The organism is Nocardioides lianchengensis, assembly GCF_900101465.1.
Taxonomy (GTDB): Bacteria; Actinomycetota; Actinomycetes; order Propionibacteriales; family Nocardioidaceae; genus Nocardioides; species Nocardioides lianchengensis.
In genome coordinates this window covers 149,974-166,052 of record NZ_FMZM01000003.1, presented here as the reverse complement: position 1 = coordinate 166,052, position 16,079 = coordinate 149,974, and the positions used below count along the sequence as shown (strand labels likewise).

The window sequence follows — 16,079 nt, the reverse complement described above, 5'->3', positions numbered from 1 at the left end:
CGGCCAAGCAGCGGCGCGCGCGACGTCGTACAAAGGATTTCGTTGCGAACAGGTTTCCAATCGACCGGATCGCTTGTCGGCACCCCCCTGAGGTGGCACGATCCGAGCAATCGAGAGCGTCTGCTCGAAGGGAGCCGCATGTCTACAGGAACGCCGGGACCCCGTCTCGCGACGTCGCGTCGGACCATGCTGCAGGGAGTGGGGGCGGTGGCCTTCCTGGGGGCCAGCGCGGCTGCGCTGAAGCTGCCGTTCTTCGGGACCGACGGCTTCGAGCAGGACCCGGCCAGCTGCCGGGCCACCGACCTGTCGGCCAGCCAGATGAAGCTCATCGTGTCGAACTGGCCGAGCTACATCGACGCCGACGAGGATCCCTCGACGCTCTCGATCTTCGAGGAGCGCACCGGCATCGCCGTCGACTACTCCGACGACGTCAACGACAACGCCGAGTTCTACGCCAAGGTCCGCAACCAGCTGGGCAGCTGCACGTCGATCGACCGCGACCTGGTGATGCTGACCGACTGGATGGCCGCGCGGTTCATCTCGCTCGGCTGGACGCAGCCCTACGACAAGGCCAACGTCCCCAACCTGCACGCCAACCTGATCGACCCGTTGCGCAACCGGCAGTGGGACCCCGACCTGGAGTTCCACGCGCCCTGGCAGACCGGCCTGACCGGCATCGCCTACAACGCGTCCAAGACGGGGGAGGTGCGCAGCTTCGAGGAGCTGCTGACCCGGGCCGACCTGCGCGGACGCGTGACGCTGCTGTCCGAGATGCGCGACACGATGGCCTTCCTGCTGAAGATCACCGGCGCGAACCCCGACGACTTCACCGACGACCAGTGGGGCGTCGCGATCGAGCGGCTGCGCGAGGTCGTCGCGAGCGGCCAGATCCGGGCCTTCACCGGCAACGACTACACCCAGGACCTGGCGGCCGGGAACATCCTGGCCTGCGAGGCGTGGTCGGGCGACGTGATCCAGCTGCAGGCCGACAACCCCGACATCAAGTTCGTGGTGCCGGAGGAGGGCCTGTCGCTGTGGAGCGACAACATGCTCATCCCCAACCAGGCCACCCACCAGGCCAACGCCGAGAAGTGGATCGACTACTACTACGAGCCCGCGGTCGCCGCCCAGCTCGCGGCCTGGGTCAACTACATCTGCCCGGTCAAGGGGGCGCAGGAGGAGATGGAGAAGATCGATCCCGACCTGGCCTCGAACCCGCTGATCTTCCCCGACGACGACATGCTGGCGAACACCTTCGACTTCATGCCGCTCGACGCCAAGCAGAGCAACGAGTACGAAGGAGACTGGGCCAATGTCACAGGTGGCTGACGTGCCGACCGAGCAGGTGGGCGACTCGTCGTACGACGGACTGCGCCTGCGTGGGGTGAGCAAGACCTACCCGAACGGCTTCACCGCGGTCGACACGCTCGACCTCGACGTACCGCGTGGGTCGTTCATCGCGCTGCTGGGGCCGTCGGGCTGTGGCAAGACGACGACCCTGCGGATGGTGGCCGGGCTCGAGACGCCCACGTCGGGGGAGATCCGGCTCGCCGGCGACGACATCACCTACGCCAAGCCCTACAAGCGGCCGGTCAACACGGTCTTCCAGAACTATGCGCTCTTCCCGCACCTCGACATCTTCGAGAACGTCGCCTTCGGGCTGAAGCGGCGCAAGGTGAAGGACGTCGAGGCGCAGGTCCGCGAGATGCTCGCCCTGGTCGAGCTCGACAGCCAGGCCCGCAAGAAGCCGACCCAGCTCTCCGGCGGTCAGCAGCAGCGGGTCGCGCTCGCGCGGGCGCTGATCAACCGGCCCGAGGTGCTGCTGCTCGACGAGCCGCTCGGTGCGCTCGACCTGAAGCTGCGGCGCTCGATGCAGATCGAGATCAAGCGGATCCAGACCGAGGTCGGGCTCACCTTCGTCCACGTCACCCACGACCAGGAGGAGGCCATGACGATGGCCGACACGGTCGCGGTGATGAACGCCGGCGTGATCGAGCAGCTCGGCGCCCCGGAGGAGCTGTACGAGAACCCGCGCTCGACGTTCGTCGCCAACTTCCTCGGCCAGTCCAACCTGATCGAGGGCACCGTGGTCTCGCGGGGCTCGGACGTGACGTCGGTCGACATGCACGGTATCGGCGTCTCGGTGCCGACCGGTCGGACCCACACCGACGGCGAGAAGGGCTGGATCGGCATCCGGCCCGAGAAGGTGCTGATCGGAGAGGAGGGCGAGGCGCTCGACGCCCCCGGCAACACCATCCCCGGCGGGGTGGTCACCGACGTCAGCTTCAACGGCGTCTCGACGCAGTACCTCGTCCGGATGCCCTGGGGCCAGGAGCTCGCCGTCTTCGCCCAGAACACCGGCCGCACCCGGATCTTCCGGCGCGGCGACCGGGTCGAGCTGTCCTGGCGCCCCGAGTACGCCTTCCTGCTCGACTTCTCCCAGGACGCCTCGGCCGGTGCCCAGAAGGGCGACTGAGCGATGGCCGAGATGACCCGCCGGCGGGGGAGGACGGGCTACCTCCTGCTGCTGCCGGCGTTCCTGACGCTGCTGGTGTTCTTCGTCCTGCCGTTCTACTCGCTCATCGCGACCAGCCTGTACGACCCCAGCGGGTCGGACGTCGAGGGCTTCGAGATGACGTACCACTTCTCGAACTACTGGGACGCGATCAGCGACTACTCCGGCCCGCTCTTCCGCTCGCTCGTGTACGGCGGGGTCGCCACCCTGCTGTGCCTGGTGCTGGGCTACGTCCTGGCGTACGCCATGGCCTTCAAGGCCGGCCGCTGGAAGTACCTGCTCCTGGTGCTGGTCATCGCCCCGTTCTTCACCAGCTTCCTGGTCCGCACGCTGTCGTGGAAGCTGATCCTGGCTGACGACGGCTTCGTGGTGAACACGCTGCAGTTCCTGCAGATCCTGGGCGACGACGGGCGGCTGCTGGCCACGCCGGTCGCGGTGATCGCCGGCCTGGTCTACAACTTCCTGCCGTTCATGATCCTGCCGCTCTTCGCGAGCCTGGACCGGATCGACCCGCGGCTGATCGAGGCCTCCAGCGATCTCTACGCCCACCCGTTCGTCGGGTTCTTCAAGGTCACCTGGCCGCTCTCGCTGCCGGGCGTGGTCTCGGGGACCCTGCTGACCTTCATCCCGGCCGTCGGCGACTACATCAACGCCCAGCTGCTCGGCAGCACCGGGCAGCGGATGATCGGCAGCGTCATCCAGAGCCAGTTCGTCGAGGCCAACAACTACCCGGCCGCGGCGGCGCTCTCGACGATGCTGATGATCGTCATCCTCGCCATGGTGCTGGTCTACGTGCGTCGCGCCGGGACGGAGGAGCTGCTGTGAGGTGGATCCGCGAGCACCTGGTGCTCTTCCTGGGCCTGCTGGTCCTCGTCTACATGTTCGTCCCGATCTTCGTGGTCGTGCTGATGAGCTTCAACGACCCGGCCAGCCGCAACGTCTACCGCTTCGACGGGTTCACCCTCGACAACTGGACCAACTTCTGCGGCCCGAACGGGCTCTGCGACTCTCTGGTCACCAGCGTCCTGATCGCCGCGCTCGCGACCCTGATCGCGACCGTCCTCGGCACGCTCGCCGCGTTCGCGCTGGTCCGCTACGACTTCGCCGGCCGCTCGGCCAGCAACCTGCTGATCTTCCTGCCGATGGCGGCCCCGGAGATCGTGCTCGGCTCGTCGCTGCTGGCCCTGTTCGTCGCCGCCGGCTTCGCCGGCCAGCTGGGCTTCTGGACGATCCTCATCGCGCACGTGATGTTCTGCCTGTCGTTCGTCGTCGTCACCGTGCGGGCCCGCCTGGCGGGCATGGACGACACGCTCGAGCAGGCGGCGATGGACCTCTACGCCACCCCGGCCCAGACCTTCTGGCGGGTCACCTTCCCGCTGGTGCTCCCCGGCATCGTCGGCGCCGCGCTGCTGAGCTTCTCGCTCTCCTTCGACGACTTCATCATCACCAACCTCAACGCCGGCACCGAGACCACCTTCCCGATGTACGTCTGGGGCGTCGCCCAGCGCGGCGTCCCGATGCAGGTCAACGTCGTCGGCACCCTCATGTTCCTGCTCTCCGTCGCCGTCGTCGTCGCCGGCGAGGTCAACAACCGCCGTCGCCGCGCCACCCTCACCTGACCCGCCAGCCCCGCGCCGAGTCAGCAGTAGTTGTGGGCCGAGTCAGCACCAGTAGTGCTGACTCGGCCCACAACTACTGCTGACTCGGCGGGACGGGTCAGGTGTGGGGGCGGTCAGAGGTAGCGGACGCCGCGGTGGGCGGCGAAGGCGTCGCGGAGCAGGCGCTCGGCGTCCTGGTGGTGTCCGAACGTGTTGGCCTCGGTGAACGTCTCGATCCGCCAGGCGCGGTGGTCGCGGATCCACCCGCGCCGGCCGCGGTCGTGCTCACGCTGCTCGTCGGTCGTGTGCCAGGCGCGGCCGTCGTACTCCCCGGCGAAGCGCTCCGCGCGGAGCCCCAGGTCGAGGAAGTACGACGACCCGTCGTCGCGCTCGATCTCGACCTGGGTCTCGGGCGGTGGCAGGCCCGCGTCCCACCACCGGTTGTCCAGGGCCGCCTCGCCGAAGGAGTCAAGGCCGGGATCGACTCGTTCCACCAGGAGCCGTTGCAGCACGATGCCGCGCTGCTTCCGGAACCGGTCGAGCTCGTAGGCGATCCGGTCGCGGGTGGACCCGCCCGCCGCGGCCATGCACGACATTCCCCACAGACGCATGTCCGCGGTCCGCTGGAGGCGTCCGAGGTCGAGGGCCGTCCGGAGGGGCGTCGTGACCACGAGCCCGTGGATCTCCATCAGGTCGTCGGGGCGCACCCATCGCTCGCCGCTCGTGGTGATCGCGTTGCGCACTGTACCGCCGTCACTGGGCCGGAAGCACGAGACCGGCGGCACACGCTCGTGGTCCCCGGGCGCGAGAGACTTCTCGCCGGCGTGGATCCAGGCGGCGGTCAGGTCGCAGATGAACCCGTCCTTCGGGACGACCAGACCGAGGGAGCGACACCGGAGCTCCAGCGAGTCGGGGAGGGAGGCGTCGACGTACACGTTGCGGACGGGCCGCCGCAGTCGACCCTCATGGGCCAGCTGCCGCAGACCCCAGTCGCGCAACCCGGCCTGCAGCGCGTCGGCGCGGGTGAACGGCAGGTGGCGGGGGAGCGGAAAGTCATGAGGCAGCGGAAGCGGCATGCCGAACGGGATGCCCGGTACGACGTACGCCCCACACCGGGTCCTCCGCAGCCTGTGGAGAACGCCGAGTCAGCACTACTGGTGCTGACTCGGCCCCCCACTTCTGCTGACTGGGCCCTCTACTTCTGATGACTCGGCGGTGGGTCAGAGGAGGGAGGAGGCCTTGTCGAGGACGACGCGGAGGATCTGCTCCATCTCGTCGAAGTGCTCGGGGCCGCAGATGAGCGGGGGAGCGAGCTGGACGACCGGGTCGCCGCGGTCGTCGGCGCGGCAGTAGAGGCCCTCGGCGTAGAGCTGCTTGGAGACGAAGCCGTAGAGGAGGCGCTCGCACTCCTCGTCGGTGAACGACTCCTTGGTGGTCTTGTCCTTGACGAGCTCGATGCCGTAGAAGTACCCGTCGCCGCGGACGTCGCCGACGATCGGGAGGTCCTTCAGGCGCTCCAGGGTGGCGCGGAAGGTGGCCTCGTTGTCGCGGACGTTCTCGAGGACCTTCTCCTCCTCGAACGCCTTCAGGTTCGCGAGCGCGACCGCGGTGGAGACCGGGTGGCCGCCGAAGGTGTAGCCGTGGGCGAACATCGCGCCGTCGGCGAGGAACGGCTCCATCAGCCTCTCGGAGGCGATCATCGCGCCGAGCGGGGCGTAGCCCGAGGTGATGCCCTTGGCGCAGGTGATGATGTCGGGCTGGTAGCCGTAGCGCTCGGCGCCGAACATGTGGCCGAGCCGGCCGAAGGCGCAGATGACCTCGTCGGAGACCAGCAGTACGTCGTACTGGTCGCAGATCTCGCGCACCCGCTGGAAGTAGCCGGGCGGGGGCGGGAAGCAGCCGCCGGCGTTCTGGACGGGCTCGAGGAAGACGGCGGCCACCGTGTCGGGGCCCTCGTTCTCGATGGCGATCGCGATCTGGTCGGCGGCCCAGCGGCCGAAGGCCTCGGGGTCGCTGCCGTCGAGGAACCCGCCGGTCGACTCGTCGGCGCGGTAGATGTTGGTGTTCGGGACCCGGAACGTCGAGGGCACGAGCGGCTCGAACTGCTGCTTCAGCAGCGGCAGGCCGGTGATCGACAGGGCGCCCTGGGTGGTGCCGTGGTAGGCGATCGCGCGGGAGATCACCTTGTGCTTCATCGGCTTGCCGGTGAGCTTGAAGTAGTTCTTCGCGAGCTTCCACGCGGTCTCGACGGCCTCGCCGCCGCCGCTGGTGAAGAAGACGCGGTTCAGGTCACCCGGCGCGTACGACGCGACCTTCTCCGCCAGCTCGATGGCGCTGGGGTGGGCGTAGGACCACAACGGCATGAAGGCCAGCTCCTTGGCCTGCGCCGCCCCGGCCTCGGCCAGGTCGGTGCGGCCGTGGCCGAGCTGCGACACGAACAGACCCGCCAGCCCGTCGAGGTACTTCTTGCCCTTCGCGTCGAACAGGTAGGCCCCCTCGCCCCGCACCATCAGAGGTACGTCGGCGTCCCGGTACGAGTCGTGCCGGGTGAAGTGCATCCAGAGGTGGTCCTTGGCTGCCTGCTGGAGGTGGTCGTAGTCCGCGCTCATGTCTCCATGGTGCGCGGTCCACCCCCTGATAAGCAAGTGAATCCGTTGTTACAAGGGGTGATTCTCGACTGATTTCGTTGTAGGAAGGCGGACATGGTCTCCACGCGCTTCCGAAACGGCACCTACTTCGACGGTCACCACCACCGCGGCGCGGCCGACGTGCTGGTCGAGGACGGCCGGATCGTGGCCGTCGGCGTGGGCCGGCCGGGCGACCGGGAGGTCGACCTGCGGGGCGGCCTGCTCGCCCCGGGGTTCGTCGACGCGCACGTGCACGCGGTCCAGGGCGGCCTCGAGCGGACCCGCTGCGACCTGTCCGAGCTCGGCACGCGGGAGGAGTACCTCGAGCGGATCGCGTCGTACGCCGCCGCGCACCCGGACCGGCCGTGGATCGAGGGCGGCGGCTGGGCGATGGCCGCCTTCCCGGGCGGGACGCCGACGGCCGCCGACCTGGACGCGGTCGTGCCCGACCGTCCCGTCTTCCTCCCCAACCGCGACCACCACGGCGCCTGGGTCAACACCAGCGCGCTGGAGCTGGCCGGCATCGACGCGAGCACTCCCGACCCGCCGCACGGCCGGATCGAGCGGTACGACGACGGCCGCCCCACCGGCACCCTGCACGAGGGCGCCATGCACCTCGTCGCCCGGCACGCCCCCGAGACGCACCCCGACGAGTACTACGCGGGCCTGCTGGAGGGCCAGCGCCACCTCCACTCGCTCGGTGTCGTGGGGTGGCAGGACGCGATCCTCGGCGACTATGCGGGCATGGCCGACGCGTCGCCGTCGTACCTGCGGGCGGCGCGGAGCGGCGAGCTCACGGCGTACGTCGTCGGCGCGCTCTGGTGGGACCGCGACCGCGGCGAGGAGCAGGTCGCCGAGCTGGTCGAGCGGCGGGCGACGTACACCCACGGGCGGCTGCGCGCGACCAGCGTGAAGGTGATGCAGGACGGCGTCGCGGAGAACGGCACGGCCGCGCTGACCGCGCCGTACCTCGACCGCTGCGGGCACGCCACCGACAACGCCGGACACTCCTTCGTCGACCCCGACGCGCTGAAGAGGTATGTGCGGCTGCTCGACGAGGCGGGCTTCCAGGTGCACGTCCACGGCATCGGCGACCGCGGCGTCCGGGAGGCTCTCGACGCCTTCGCCGGTCTGGTGCGGCCGGACCGGCCGCGGGCCGAGAACCGCCACCACATCGCGCACCTCCAGCTGGTGCACCCCGACGACGTGCCCCGCTTCTCCGAGTACGGCGTCGCCGCGAACATGCAGGCGCTCTGGGCCTGCCTCGACGAGCAGATGGTCGAGCTGACGCTGCCGTTCCTGGGGGAGGAGCGGGCCGGCTGGCAGTACCCCTTCGGCGCGATCCACCGCGCCGGCGGTCGGCTGGTCGCGGGCAGCGACTGGCCGGTCAGCACCCCCGACCCGCTCGCCGCCGTCCACGTCGCCGTCAACCGTCGGGCGTACGACGAGGAGGGGCCGGCCGGTGAGACGCCGTTCCTGCCCGAGCAGGCGCTCGCGCTGGAGACCGCGTTCGCGGCCTACACCTCGGGCAGCGCCTGGGTGAACCACCGCGACGACTCCGGCCGGATCCACCCGGGCTTCGCCGCCGACCTCGTGGTGCTCGACCGCGACCCGTTCGCCGGCCCGGTCGACGAGATCGGGGCCGCGCGGGTCGTCTCGACGTGGGTCGACGGCGTGCCGGTCCACGAGGCCTGACGCCGGGCGGTGGAGACTGCTCGCATGGACCTCCGCCGTACGACGACCGCAGTCCTCGTCGCTCCGCTCGCGACCGCCGCGCTGCTGCTGGGTGCCCTCGCACCGGCCCAGGCCGGATCCGATCGGGTCACGGACGTCGCGGGCGACGTCGTGGACTCCGACGGGGATCAGGTGGTGCCGGACGTCGCGGCTGGTGACCTGCTCGCCTTCCGAGCCCGGCACACCGACAGCCGCGTCGTGGTGGTCGCGAGGTTCCGGGACCTGAGCCGCAAGGCCCGCACCGGGGTGCAGTTCTTCATGGTCGTCCGCGGGGAGTTCTACGCGGTAGCGGTCCACATCTCGGCCCGCCGTCCGGGAGGTCGGGTGGGCGTGGGCAGCGACGATGGCGACATCGACTGTCCGGGGGCGCGGCACCGCGTCGACTACCGAGCCGGCACGATCCGCGTGGGGGTGCCGCGGTCCTGCCTGGCCACGCGGGGTCCGGTGCGGTTCGGGGTCGTGGCGACCACCTACCACCGTTTCGTGGACGACGGAGGCTCGCGCGGTGTCGACGGCCCCGACGGCGTCATCTGGCCGTCGCTCTCGGCGCCGGTGCCTGCCGACTGACGGTCAGCGCCAGACGAAGAAGGTCAGCAGGTTGCCGTCGAGATCGAGCACGTGGAACTCGCGGGTGCCGTAGTCGGTGTCGAGCGGGCCGCGGCCGCTGACGCCGTGCAGGACGTCGGCGGCGGCCATCTCGTCGTACAGGGCGTCGACGCCCTCGACGCCCTCGACGCCGTCGAGCTGGATGCGGCAGCTCGCCGTACCGGCCAGGAACGACTCGGCGCCGCTGACGACCGGCCTCGCGGCCAGGTCGGCGCGGCCGCTCCAGGACGTGTCGCCGGCCTGCCACAGGTGCAGCTGCGCATCGTCGCGTTGCAGCACGCCGAGGTGGCCGTCGGTGTGCAGCACCTCGAAGCCGAGGCGCTCGACGTAGAACTCGGTCGAGGCCTCGACGGAGCGGACGGGCAAGGCCGGGATCGTCGTACCCATGCGCATCGCGGCCTCTTTTCAACGAAATCCGTCAGATGTAACACGTTGAGGCTACAGATTTCGTTGTGGCCTCACTAGGCTCCGGGCATGGCAGACCAGACCTTCCAGAACGTCGTCAACGGTGAGCTCGTCGACTCCGCCTCGGGCGAGACCTACGAGGTGATCGATCCGACCACGGGGGAGGTGTACGCGCACGCGCCGCTGTCCGGCGACGAGGATGTCGACCGGGCCTACGCCGCCGCCGACGCGGCCTTCGACGGCTGGGCCTACGCCACGCCCCAGGACCGCTCCAACGCGCTGCTCAAGATCGCGGGCGCCATCGAGGAGCGGATCGACGAGATCAACGCGGTCGAGTGCCGTGACACCGGCAAGCCGATACAGATCACCCTGGACGAGGAGATGGGCTACGCCTCGGACCACTTCAAGTTCTTCGCGGGTGCGGCCCGGCTGCTCGAGGGCAAGTCGGCGGGCGAGTACATGACGGACCACACCTCCTGGGTACGACGCGAGCCGGTCGGCGTGGTCGGACAGGTGACGCCCTGGAACTACCCGCTGCTGATGATGATCTGGAAGATCGCGCCCGCGCTGGCGGCCGGCAACACGATCGTGCTGAAGCCCAGCGACACCACGCCCGCGAGCTCGACCCTGCTGGCCGAGCTGTGCCAGGAGTTCCTGCCGCCGGGCGTCCTCAACGTGGTCTGCGGCGACCGCGGCACCGGCCGCGCGCTGGTCGCCCACAAGACGCCGCAGATGGTGGCCATCACCGGCTCGGTCCGGGCCGGCATGCAGGTCGCCGAGGCCGCCTCCCACGACCTGAAGAAGGTCCACCTCGAGCTCGGCGGCAAGGCCCCGGTCGTGGTCTTCGACGACGCCGACATCGCGTCCGCGGCGGAGGGCATCGCGGGAGCCGGGCTGTTCAACGCCGGCCAGGACTGCACCGCCGCCACCCGGGTCCTGGTCCAGGCCGGCATTCACGACGAGTTCGTCGCGGCGCTGGCCGAGGCGGCGAAGGGGATGCCGACCGGCCTGCCGGACGACGAGTCGACGTACTTCGGTCCGCTCAACAACGCGAACCAGCTCGCCCACGTCACCGGCATGGTCGACCGCCTGCCCGACCACGCGACGATCCAGACCGGCGGCGCCCGCAAGTTCGACCGCGGCTACTTCTACGAGCCGACCGTCCTCTCCGGGCTGCGCCAGGACGACGAGCAGGTGCAGACCGAGATCTTCGGCCCGGTCATGACCGTCCAGTCGTTCACCGACGAGGCGCAGGCGCTGACCTGGGCCAACGGCGTCGACTACGGCCTGTCCTCCAGCGTCTGGACCAAGGACCACGCCCGGGCCCTGCGGATGTCGCGCAAGCTCGACTTCGGCGCGGTGTGGATCAACACCCACATCCCGTTCGTCTCGGAGATGCCGCACGGCGGGTTCAAGCACTCCGGCTACGGCAAGGATCTCTCGATGTACGGCATGGAGGACTACACCCGGATCAAGCACGTCATGAGCTACATCGGTGAGTAGGTCTCGATACGCCACCTCGTTCCTCGGCGGCTACTCGACCGACGAGCCGTCGTTCGTTGGTCGAGTAGCGAGCGCCGGCGGGCGGTCGTTCGTTGGTCGAGTAGCGAGCGCCGGCGGGCGGTCGTTCGTTGGTCGAGTAGCGAGCGCCGGCGGGCGGTCGTTCGTTGGTCGAGTAGCGAGCGCCGGCGGGCGGTCGTTCGTTGGTCGAGTAGCGAGCGCCGACGAGCCGTCGTTCGTTGGTCGAGTAGCGAGCGCCAGCGAGCGTATCGAGACCCCCTGCAGAGAGAGATGACATGAGAATCCTCCTGATCGGAGCCGGCGGCGTGGGCGGCGCGTTCACTGCGATCGCCGCCCGTCGCGACTTCTTCGAGACCATCGTGATCGCCGACTACGACGCGGCGAAGGCCGAGCGGGCCGCCGCCACCGACGAGCGGTACGCCGCCGCGCAGGTCGACGCGAGCAGCGCCGAGTCCGTGGCCGCGCTGGTGCGCGAGCACGCGATCACCCACGTGATGAACGCGGTCGACCCCGTCTTCAACATGAGCATCTTCGAGGGCGCGTTCGCCGCGGGCGCCGACTACCTCGACATGGCCATGTCGCTGTCGAGGCCGCACCCGGAGGCGCCGTACGAGAAGACGGGGGTGAAGCTCGGCGACGAGCAGTTCGCCGTGGAGCAGGACTGGCAGGACGCCGGCAGGCTCGCGCTGGTCGGCATCGGCGTCGAGCCGGGCCTCTCCGACGTCTTCGCGCGGTACGCCGCCGACCACCTGTTCAGCGAGATCGACGAGCTCGGCACCCGCGACGGCGCCAACCTGGTGGTCACCGACGACGACGGCCACGAGATCTTCGCGCCGTCGTTCTCGATGTGGACCACGATCGAGGAGTGCCTGAACCCGCCGGTGGTCTGGCAGGACGGCGCGTGGCACACGACGGCGCCGTTCAGCGAGCCCGAGGTCTTCGACTTCCCCGAGGGCATCGGGCCGGTCGAGTGCGTCAACGTCGAGCACGAGGAGGTGCTCCTGATGCCGCGCTGGGTCGACTGCAAGCGGGCGACCTTCAAGTACGGCCTCGGCGACGAGTTCATCAACATCTTGAAGGTGCTGCACACCCTCGGCCTCGACAGCACCGAGAAGGTGCGGGTCAAGGGCGTCGAGGTCAGCCCGCGCGACGTGGTCGCCGCGGTGCTGCCCGACCCCGCCACGGTCGGCCCGCGGATGACGGGGAAGACGTGCGCGGGCCTGTGGGTGACGGGGAAGGGCAAGGACGGCGCGCCTCGGTCGACGTACCTCTACCACGTGGTCGACAACGAGTGGACGATGCAGGAGTACGGCCACCAGTGCGTGGTCTGGCAGACCGCCATCAACCCGGTCGTGGCGCTCGAGCTGCTCGCCCGCGGCACCTGGAGCGGAGCCGGCGTGCTCGGCCCGGAGGCCTTCGACGCCGTCCCGTTCCTCGACCTGCTGACCGAGTACGGCAGCCCGTGGGGCCAGCAGGAGCTGGACGCATGAGGCGACGGGCCGTCGGCGACCTGGCCGGCGTGCTGCTGGTGCTCGGCGCCTACCTCGCCGTTCACCACCTGATCGCGATCCGCTCCGAGCTGCACTCCTACCAGGGCATCTGCTTCAACACCTTCGGCCAGCAGGTGCCGTGCTCGGACGCGGTGGCGCCGCTCGCGAAGATCGCCGCTGTGCTGCTGGTGGTCGGGCTCGTCGTCGCCCAGCGCAGGTCCGCGCGGCGCTGACCGGAGGCGGCCTCACCGGGTCACCCGGAAGGACCGGGTGAGGCGCGCCGTCGAGTCGCTGCCCGCGAAGACCTGGATCTCCCCGGGCTCGACCACGAACTTCCCGCGGTTGTCGTAGAACCCGAAGTCGCTCGCATCCAGGGTGAACCGCACCGTGGTCGATGCGCCGGGCCTCAGCGTCACCCGCTCGAAGCCGCGCAGGCGGCGGACCGGCTGGGAGATGCTCGCGACCGGGTCGCGGAGGTAGAGCTGCGCGACCTCGTCCCCGGCGACGTCGCCGGTGTTGGTGACCTTCATCGAGGCGACGACGCGGCCCTTGCGGGAGACCGTGGACCGGCTCAGCCGGAGGTCGGTGACGTCGAACGTCGTGTAGCTCAGGCCGTGGCCGAACGCGAAGAGCGGGTCGCAGGAGCGCAGGTCGCGGTAGCGCGAGTTGTACTTCTGGGTGACGTCGCACGGGCGACCGGTGGGCTCGTGGTTGTAGTAGATCGGCACCTGCCCGAGACGCTGCGGGAAGGTCACCGGGAGCTTGCCGCCGGGGTTCACCTTCCCGAAGACGACGTCGGCGACCGCGTGGCCGGCCTCCACGCCCGGGAACCAGGCCTCGAGCACGGCCGGCGCGCTGTCCACCACGTCGGTGAGGGTCAGCGGGCGACCGTTGAAGAGCACGACCACGAACGGCTTGCCGGTCGCCGCGATCGCGTCAATCAGCTCCTGCTGGCGTCCGGGCAGGTCGAGCGTCGACCGGGTCGCCGCCTCACCGCTCATCTCCTTGGTCTCGCCGACCGCCAGCACGACCTGGTCGGCGGCGCTCGCGGCGGCCACCGCCGCGGCGAAGCCGGCGTCGGTCGGGCAGTCGTCGGCCGGGTCGTACGCCGGCGGCTCGTCGTTGCTCAGCGCGCAGCCCTGGGCGTACGTCGTCGTCCCCGACGACCCGTCGGTGATCCCGGTCAGCACGCTCACCGCGTCGGCGTCCTCGCCCTTGCCCGACCAGGTGCCGAGCATGTCGTGCTGGCTGTCGGCGAGCGGCCCGATCACCGCGGTGTCCTTCGTCGGGTCGAGGGGGAGGGTCTGCCCCTCGTTCTGCAGCAGCACCATCGAGCGCGCGGCGGCGGTGCGCGCCGCCCGGCGGTCGGCGGCCGTGAGGAAGCTGGCCGGATCGACCGCCTTGGCCTGGTCGACGTACGGGCGCTCGAAGAGGCCGGCGCGGAACTTCACGCGCAGGATGCGGCGTACGGCGTCATCGAGGCGCCGCTCGGAGATCCGGCCGTCCGCGAGCAGCTCCTCGCCGTGGTCGCGGATCGTGGTGCTGACCATCTCCGAGTCGGTGCCGGCCATCAGGGCCTGGGCGCCCGCGTCGGCGTCGTCGGCGGCGGTGCCGTGGTTGATCGTCTCGGTGACCGCGGTGTAGTCGCTCTCGATGAAACCGTCGAAGCCCCACTCCTTCTTCAGGATCTCGGTCTCGGTGTAGTGGTTGGCACAGCCGGGGACGCCGTTGAGGGCGTTGAAGGAGCACATCACGGTGTCGGCGCCGGCCTCGACCGCGGCCTTGAACGGCGGCAGGTAGAGGTTGCGCAGCAGCTGCTCCGACAGATCGGTGGTGCCGTAGTCACGGCCGCCCTCGGGGTCGCCGTACGCGACGAAGTGCTTGACGCTGGTGATGGCCCGGTCGGGCTTGCTGTAGTCGTCGCCCTGCGCCCCCTTGACCCGGGCCGCGGCGAACACCGAGCCGAGGTAGGGGTCCTCGCCGTTGCCCTCGACGATCCGGCCCCAGCGGGGTTCGTGGGAGACGTCGACCATCGGGCTGTAGATCTGCTTGATGCCGACCGTCGTCGACTCGCGGGCCCCGATCCGGGCGTCGGCCCGGGCCACCTCGGGGTCGAAGGAGCTGGCGGCGCCGAGGGGGACCGGGAAGATCGTCCGGTAGCCGTGGATCGTGTCGTAGGCGAACAGGATGGGGATCTTCAGGCGTGAGCGGGTCATGGCGATCCGCTGGAAGTGGTCGATCTTCGCCGGGTCGGTCAGGCTGAACACGCCCCCGACCCCCGCCGCGGCGTCCGCGTCGGTGATCTGGCCGTCGGAGAGCAGCTGCACCTGCTGCAGCTTCTCCTCGGTCGTCATCCGCGCCAGCAGCCGGTCGATCCGCCGCTCGATCGATCGGCTGGGGGCGCCACGCGTCGGGGCGAGCGCCCGTTCGTCGGACGACGACCCGCCGTCGTTCGCCAGCACCGTCCCGGCGGTCAGGCACCCTGCCGCCAGCACCCCGGCGACCACGGCCGCACTCCAGATCCTCTTCACGTCTGCCTCCTCGAACTGCCCGAGCCGTTCGCTCCGACGACACGAGCGCCGAGGAGCCTTAGTGTGACCTCTATCACATCGCCGGGGCTCGGCGCATCGCCCACCTGCGTCGGCGACCGGCACGAAGGAGAGCGAACATGGGCGCCGACCTGCTGGGGGCATCGACCTGGGTCACCGACGGTGGCCTGGAGACCGACCTGATCTTCAACCGCGGCGTCGACCTGCCGGAGTTCGCGGCCTTCCCGCTCGTCGAGGAGTCCGAAGGAGCGGCCGTCCTGGCCGGCTACTACGCGGAGTACGCCGCGATCGCGGCTGCCGCCGCCGTCGGACTCCTGCTCGAGACGCCGACCTGGCGGGCCAACCATGACTGGGGCCGCGCCCTCGGCTACGACGCCCCGGCGCTCGACCGGGTCAACCGCGCCTCGGTCGCCCTGCTCCGTCGGGTGGTGGAGGAGGCCGGCGCCGACCGGGCGCTGGTGAGCGGCAGCGTCGGGCCCCGCGGCGACGGCTACCTGGCCGGCGGGACCGACGCGCACGCCGCCGCGACCTACCACCGTCCCGAGGCCGAGTCGTTCGCCGCGGCCGGTGCCGACCTGGTGCACGCCATGACCCTGACCGGTGCGGCCGAGGCGGTGGGCGTGGTGCGGGCCGCCCGGTCCGCGGGTCTGCCGGTGGCGGTCTCGTTCACCGTCGAGACCGACGGTCGACTGCCGGACGGGACCACGGTCTCCGGCACCCTCGCCCGGGTCGAGGACGAGGCCCCGGCCGACTGGTACGGCGTCAACTGCGCCCACCCCGCGCACGTCGTCCCGGCGCTCGACGGGGGCGCCTGGCAGGAACGGCTGACGTGGTTCCGTCCGAACGCCTCGACCCTGTCGCACGCCGAGCTGGACGCAATGGAGACCCTCGACCCCGGCGACCTGGACCTGCTGACCGGGTCGACCCGCGCCGTCCGGGACGCGGTCCCGTCGATCGCCGTGCTGGGCGGCTGCTGCGGCACCGACCGCCGGCACGTGGCGGCGCTCTGGGGCGTCCCGTCCCCGACGTGAGGG

14 protein-coding genes are annotated in these 16,079 nt (G+C 70.3%); 10 read left to right on the top strand and 4 right to left on the bottom strand.

Features of this window, described 5'->3' with window-relative positions; translation table 11 throughout:
• Positions 1 to 186 precede the first annotated feature (186 nt).
• The 4 genes from BLT76_RS06680 to BLT76_RS06665 are packed head-to-tail and all read left to right on the top strand — an operon-like array spanning position 187 to position 4,134.
• Complete coding sequence (locus BLT76_RS06680; RefSeq protein WP_211752762.1) at positions 187 to 1,329, top strand: polyamine ABC transporter substrate-binding protein; 1,143 nt, start codon at positions 187 to 189, stop codon at positions 1,327 to 1,329.
• Entirely contained in the window at positions 1,313 to 2,476 is a 1,164-nt protein-coding gene (locus tag BLT76_RS06675) for an ABC transporter ATP-binding protein (protein ID WP_090852692.1), read from the top strand. The genes BLT76_RS06680 and BLT76_RS06675 overlap by 17 nt, the downstream gene beginning before the upstream one ends.
• Before the next feature lie 3 nt (positions 2,477 to 2,479).
• Positions 2,480 to 3,340 (top strand): ABC transporter permease, encoded by an 861-nt coding sequence (locus tag BLT76_RS06670; protein WP_090852688.1) that lies wholly within the window; start codon positions 2,480 to 2,482, stop codon positions 3,338 to 3,340.
• Positions 3,337 to 4,134, top strand: coding sequence for an ABC transporter permease (locus tag BLT76_RS06665; protein WP_244509292.1), 798 nt, complete (start codon positions 3,337 to 3,339; stop codon positions 4,132 to 4,134). The genes BLT76_RS06670 and BLT76_RS06665 overlap by 4 nt, the downstream gene beginning before the upstream one ends.
• Before the next feature lie 113 nt (positions 4,135 to 4,247).
• Here BLT76_RS06665 and BLT76_RS06660 read toward each other — a convergent pair whose 3' ends face one another.
• Both BLT76_RS06660 and BLT76_RS06655 read right to left on the bottom strand, forming a co-directional pair.
• Entirely contained in the window at positions 4,248 to 5,189 is a 942-nt protein-coding gene (locus tag BLT76_RS06660; RefSeq protein ID WP_139175435.1) for a hypothetical protein, read from the bottom strand.
• Positions 5,190 to 5,333: 144 nt separating this feature from the next.
• Positions 5,334 to 6,722, bottom strand: a complete 1,389-nt coding sequence (locus BLT76_RS06655; protein WP_090852682.1) for an aspartate aminotransferase family protein — start codon at positions 6,720 to 6,722, stop codon at positions 5,334 to 5,336.
• 93 nt (positions 6,723 to 6,815) lie between these two features.
• Between BLT76_RS06655 and BLT76_RS06650 the strand changes: the two genes are divergently transcribed.
• Complete coding sequence (locus BLT76_RS06650; RefSeq protein ID WP_090852679.1) at positions 6,816 to 8,435, top strand: amidohydrolase; 1,620 nt, start codon at positions 6,816 to 6,818, stop codon at positions 8,433 to 8,435.
• A 24-nt stretch (positions 8,436 to 8,459) separates the two neighbouring features.
• Positions 8,460 to 9,041, top strand: a complete 582-nt coding sequence (locus BLT76_RS06645) for a hypothetical protein (protein WP_090852674.1) — start codon at positions 8,460 to 8,462, stop codon at positions 9,039 to 9,041.
• Positions 9,042 to 9,044: 3 nt separating this feature from the next.
• On the opposite strand, the gene BLT76_RS06640 is transcribed toward BLT76_RS06645, so the two are convergent.
• Positions 9,045 to 9,446 carry a VOC family protein gene (locus BLT76_RS06640; protein WP_244509291.1) on the bottom strand — a complete coding sequence of 134 codons (402 nt, stop codon included), beginning with the start codon at positions 9,444 to 9,446 and terminating at the stop codon, positions 9,045 to 9,047.
• Positions 9,447 to 9,554: 108 nt separating this feature from the next.
• Between BLT76_RS06640 and BLT76_RS06635 the strand changes: the two genes are divergently transcribed.
• The 3 genes from BLT76_RS06635 (at position 9,555) to BLT76_RS06625 (ending at position 12,729) form a co-directional block, all read left to right on the top strand.
• On the top strand, positions 9,555 to 10,988 hold the full coding sequence (locus tag BLT76_RS06635; RefSeq protein WP_090852669.1) for a gamma-aminobutyraldehyde dehydrogenase: 1,434 nt from the start codon (positions 9,555 to 9,557) through the stop codon (positions 10,986 to 10,988).
• Between the two features lie 293 nt (positions 10,989 to 11,281).
• Positions 11,282 to 12,496, top strand: a complete 1,215-nt coding sequence (locus tag BLT76_RS06630; RefSeq protein ID WP_090852666.1) for a saccharopine dehydrogenase family protein — start codon at positions 11,282 to 11,284, stop codon at positions 12,494 to 12,496.
• A complete protein-coding gene (locus BLT76_RS06625) occupies positions 12,493 to 12,729 on the top strand; it encodes a hypothetical protein (protein WP_090852663.1) in 237 nt (78 codons plus the stop codon). The genes BLT76_RS06630 and BLT76_RS06625 overlap by 4 nt, the downstream gene beginning before the upstream one ends.
• A gap of 12 nt (positions 12,730 to 12,741) precedes the next feature.
• Here the strand turns inward: BLT76_RS06625 and bglX are convergent, their stop codons facing one another.
• Positions 12,742 to 15,027 (bottom strand): beta-glucosidase BglX, encoded by a 2,286-nt coding sequence (gene bglX / locus BLT76_RS06620; RefSeq protein ID WP_211752760.1) that lies wholly within the window; start codon positions 15,025 to 15,027, stop codon positions 12,742 to 12,744.
• 137 nt (positions 15,028 to 15,164) lie between these two features.
• Here bglX and BLT76_RS06615 point away from each other — a divergent pair, with 137 nt between their 5' ends.
• Entirely contained in the window at positions 15,165 to 16,076 is a 912-nt protein-coding gene (locus BLT76_RS06615; protein ID WP_090852657.1) for a homocysteine S-methyltransferase family protein, read from the top strand.
• The last annotated feature ends 3 nt before the right edge of the window (positions 16,077 to 16,079 follow it).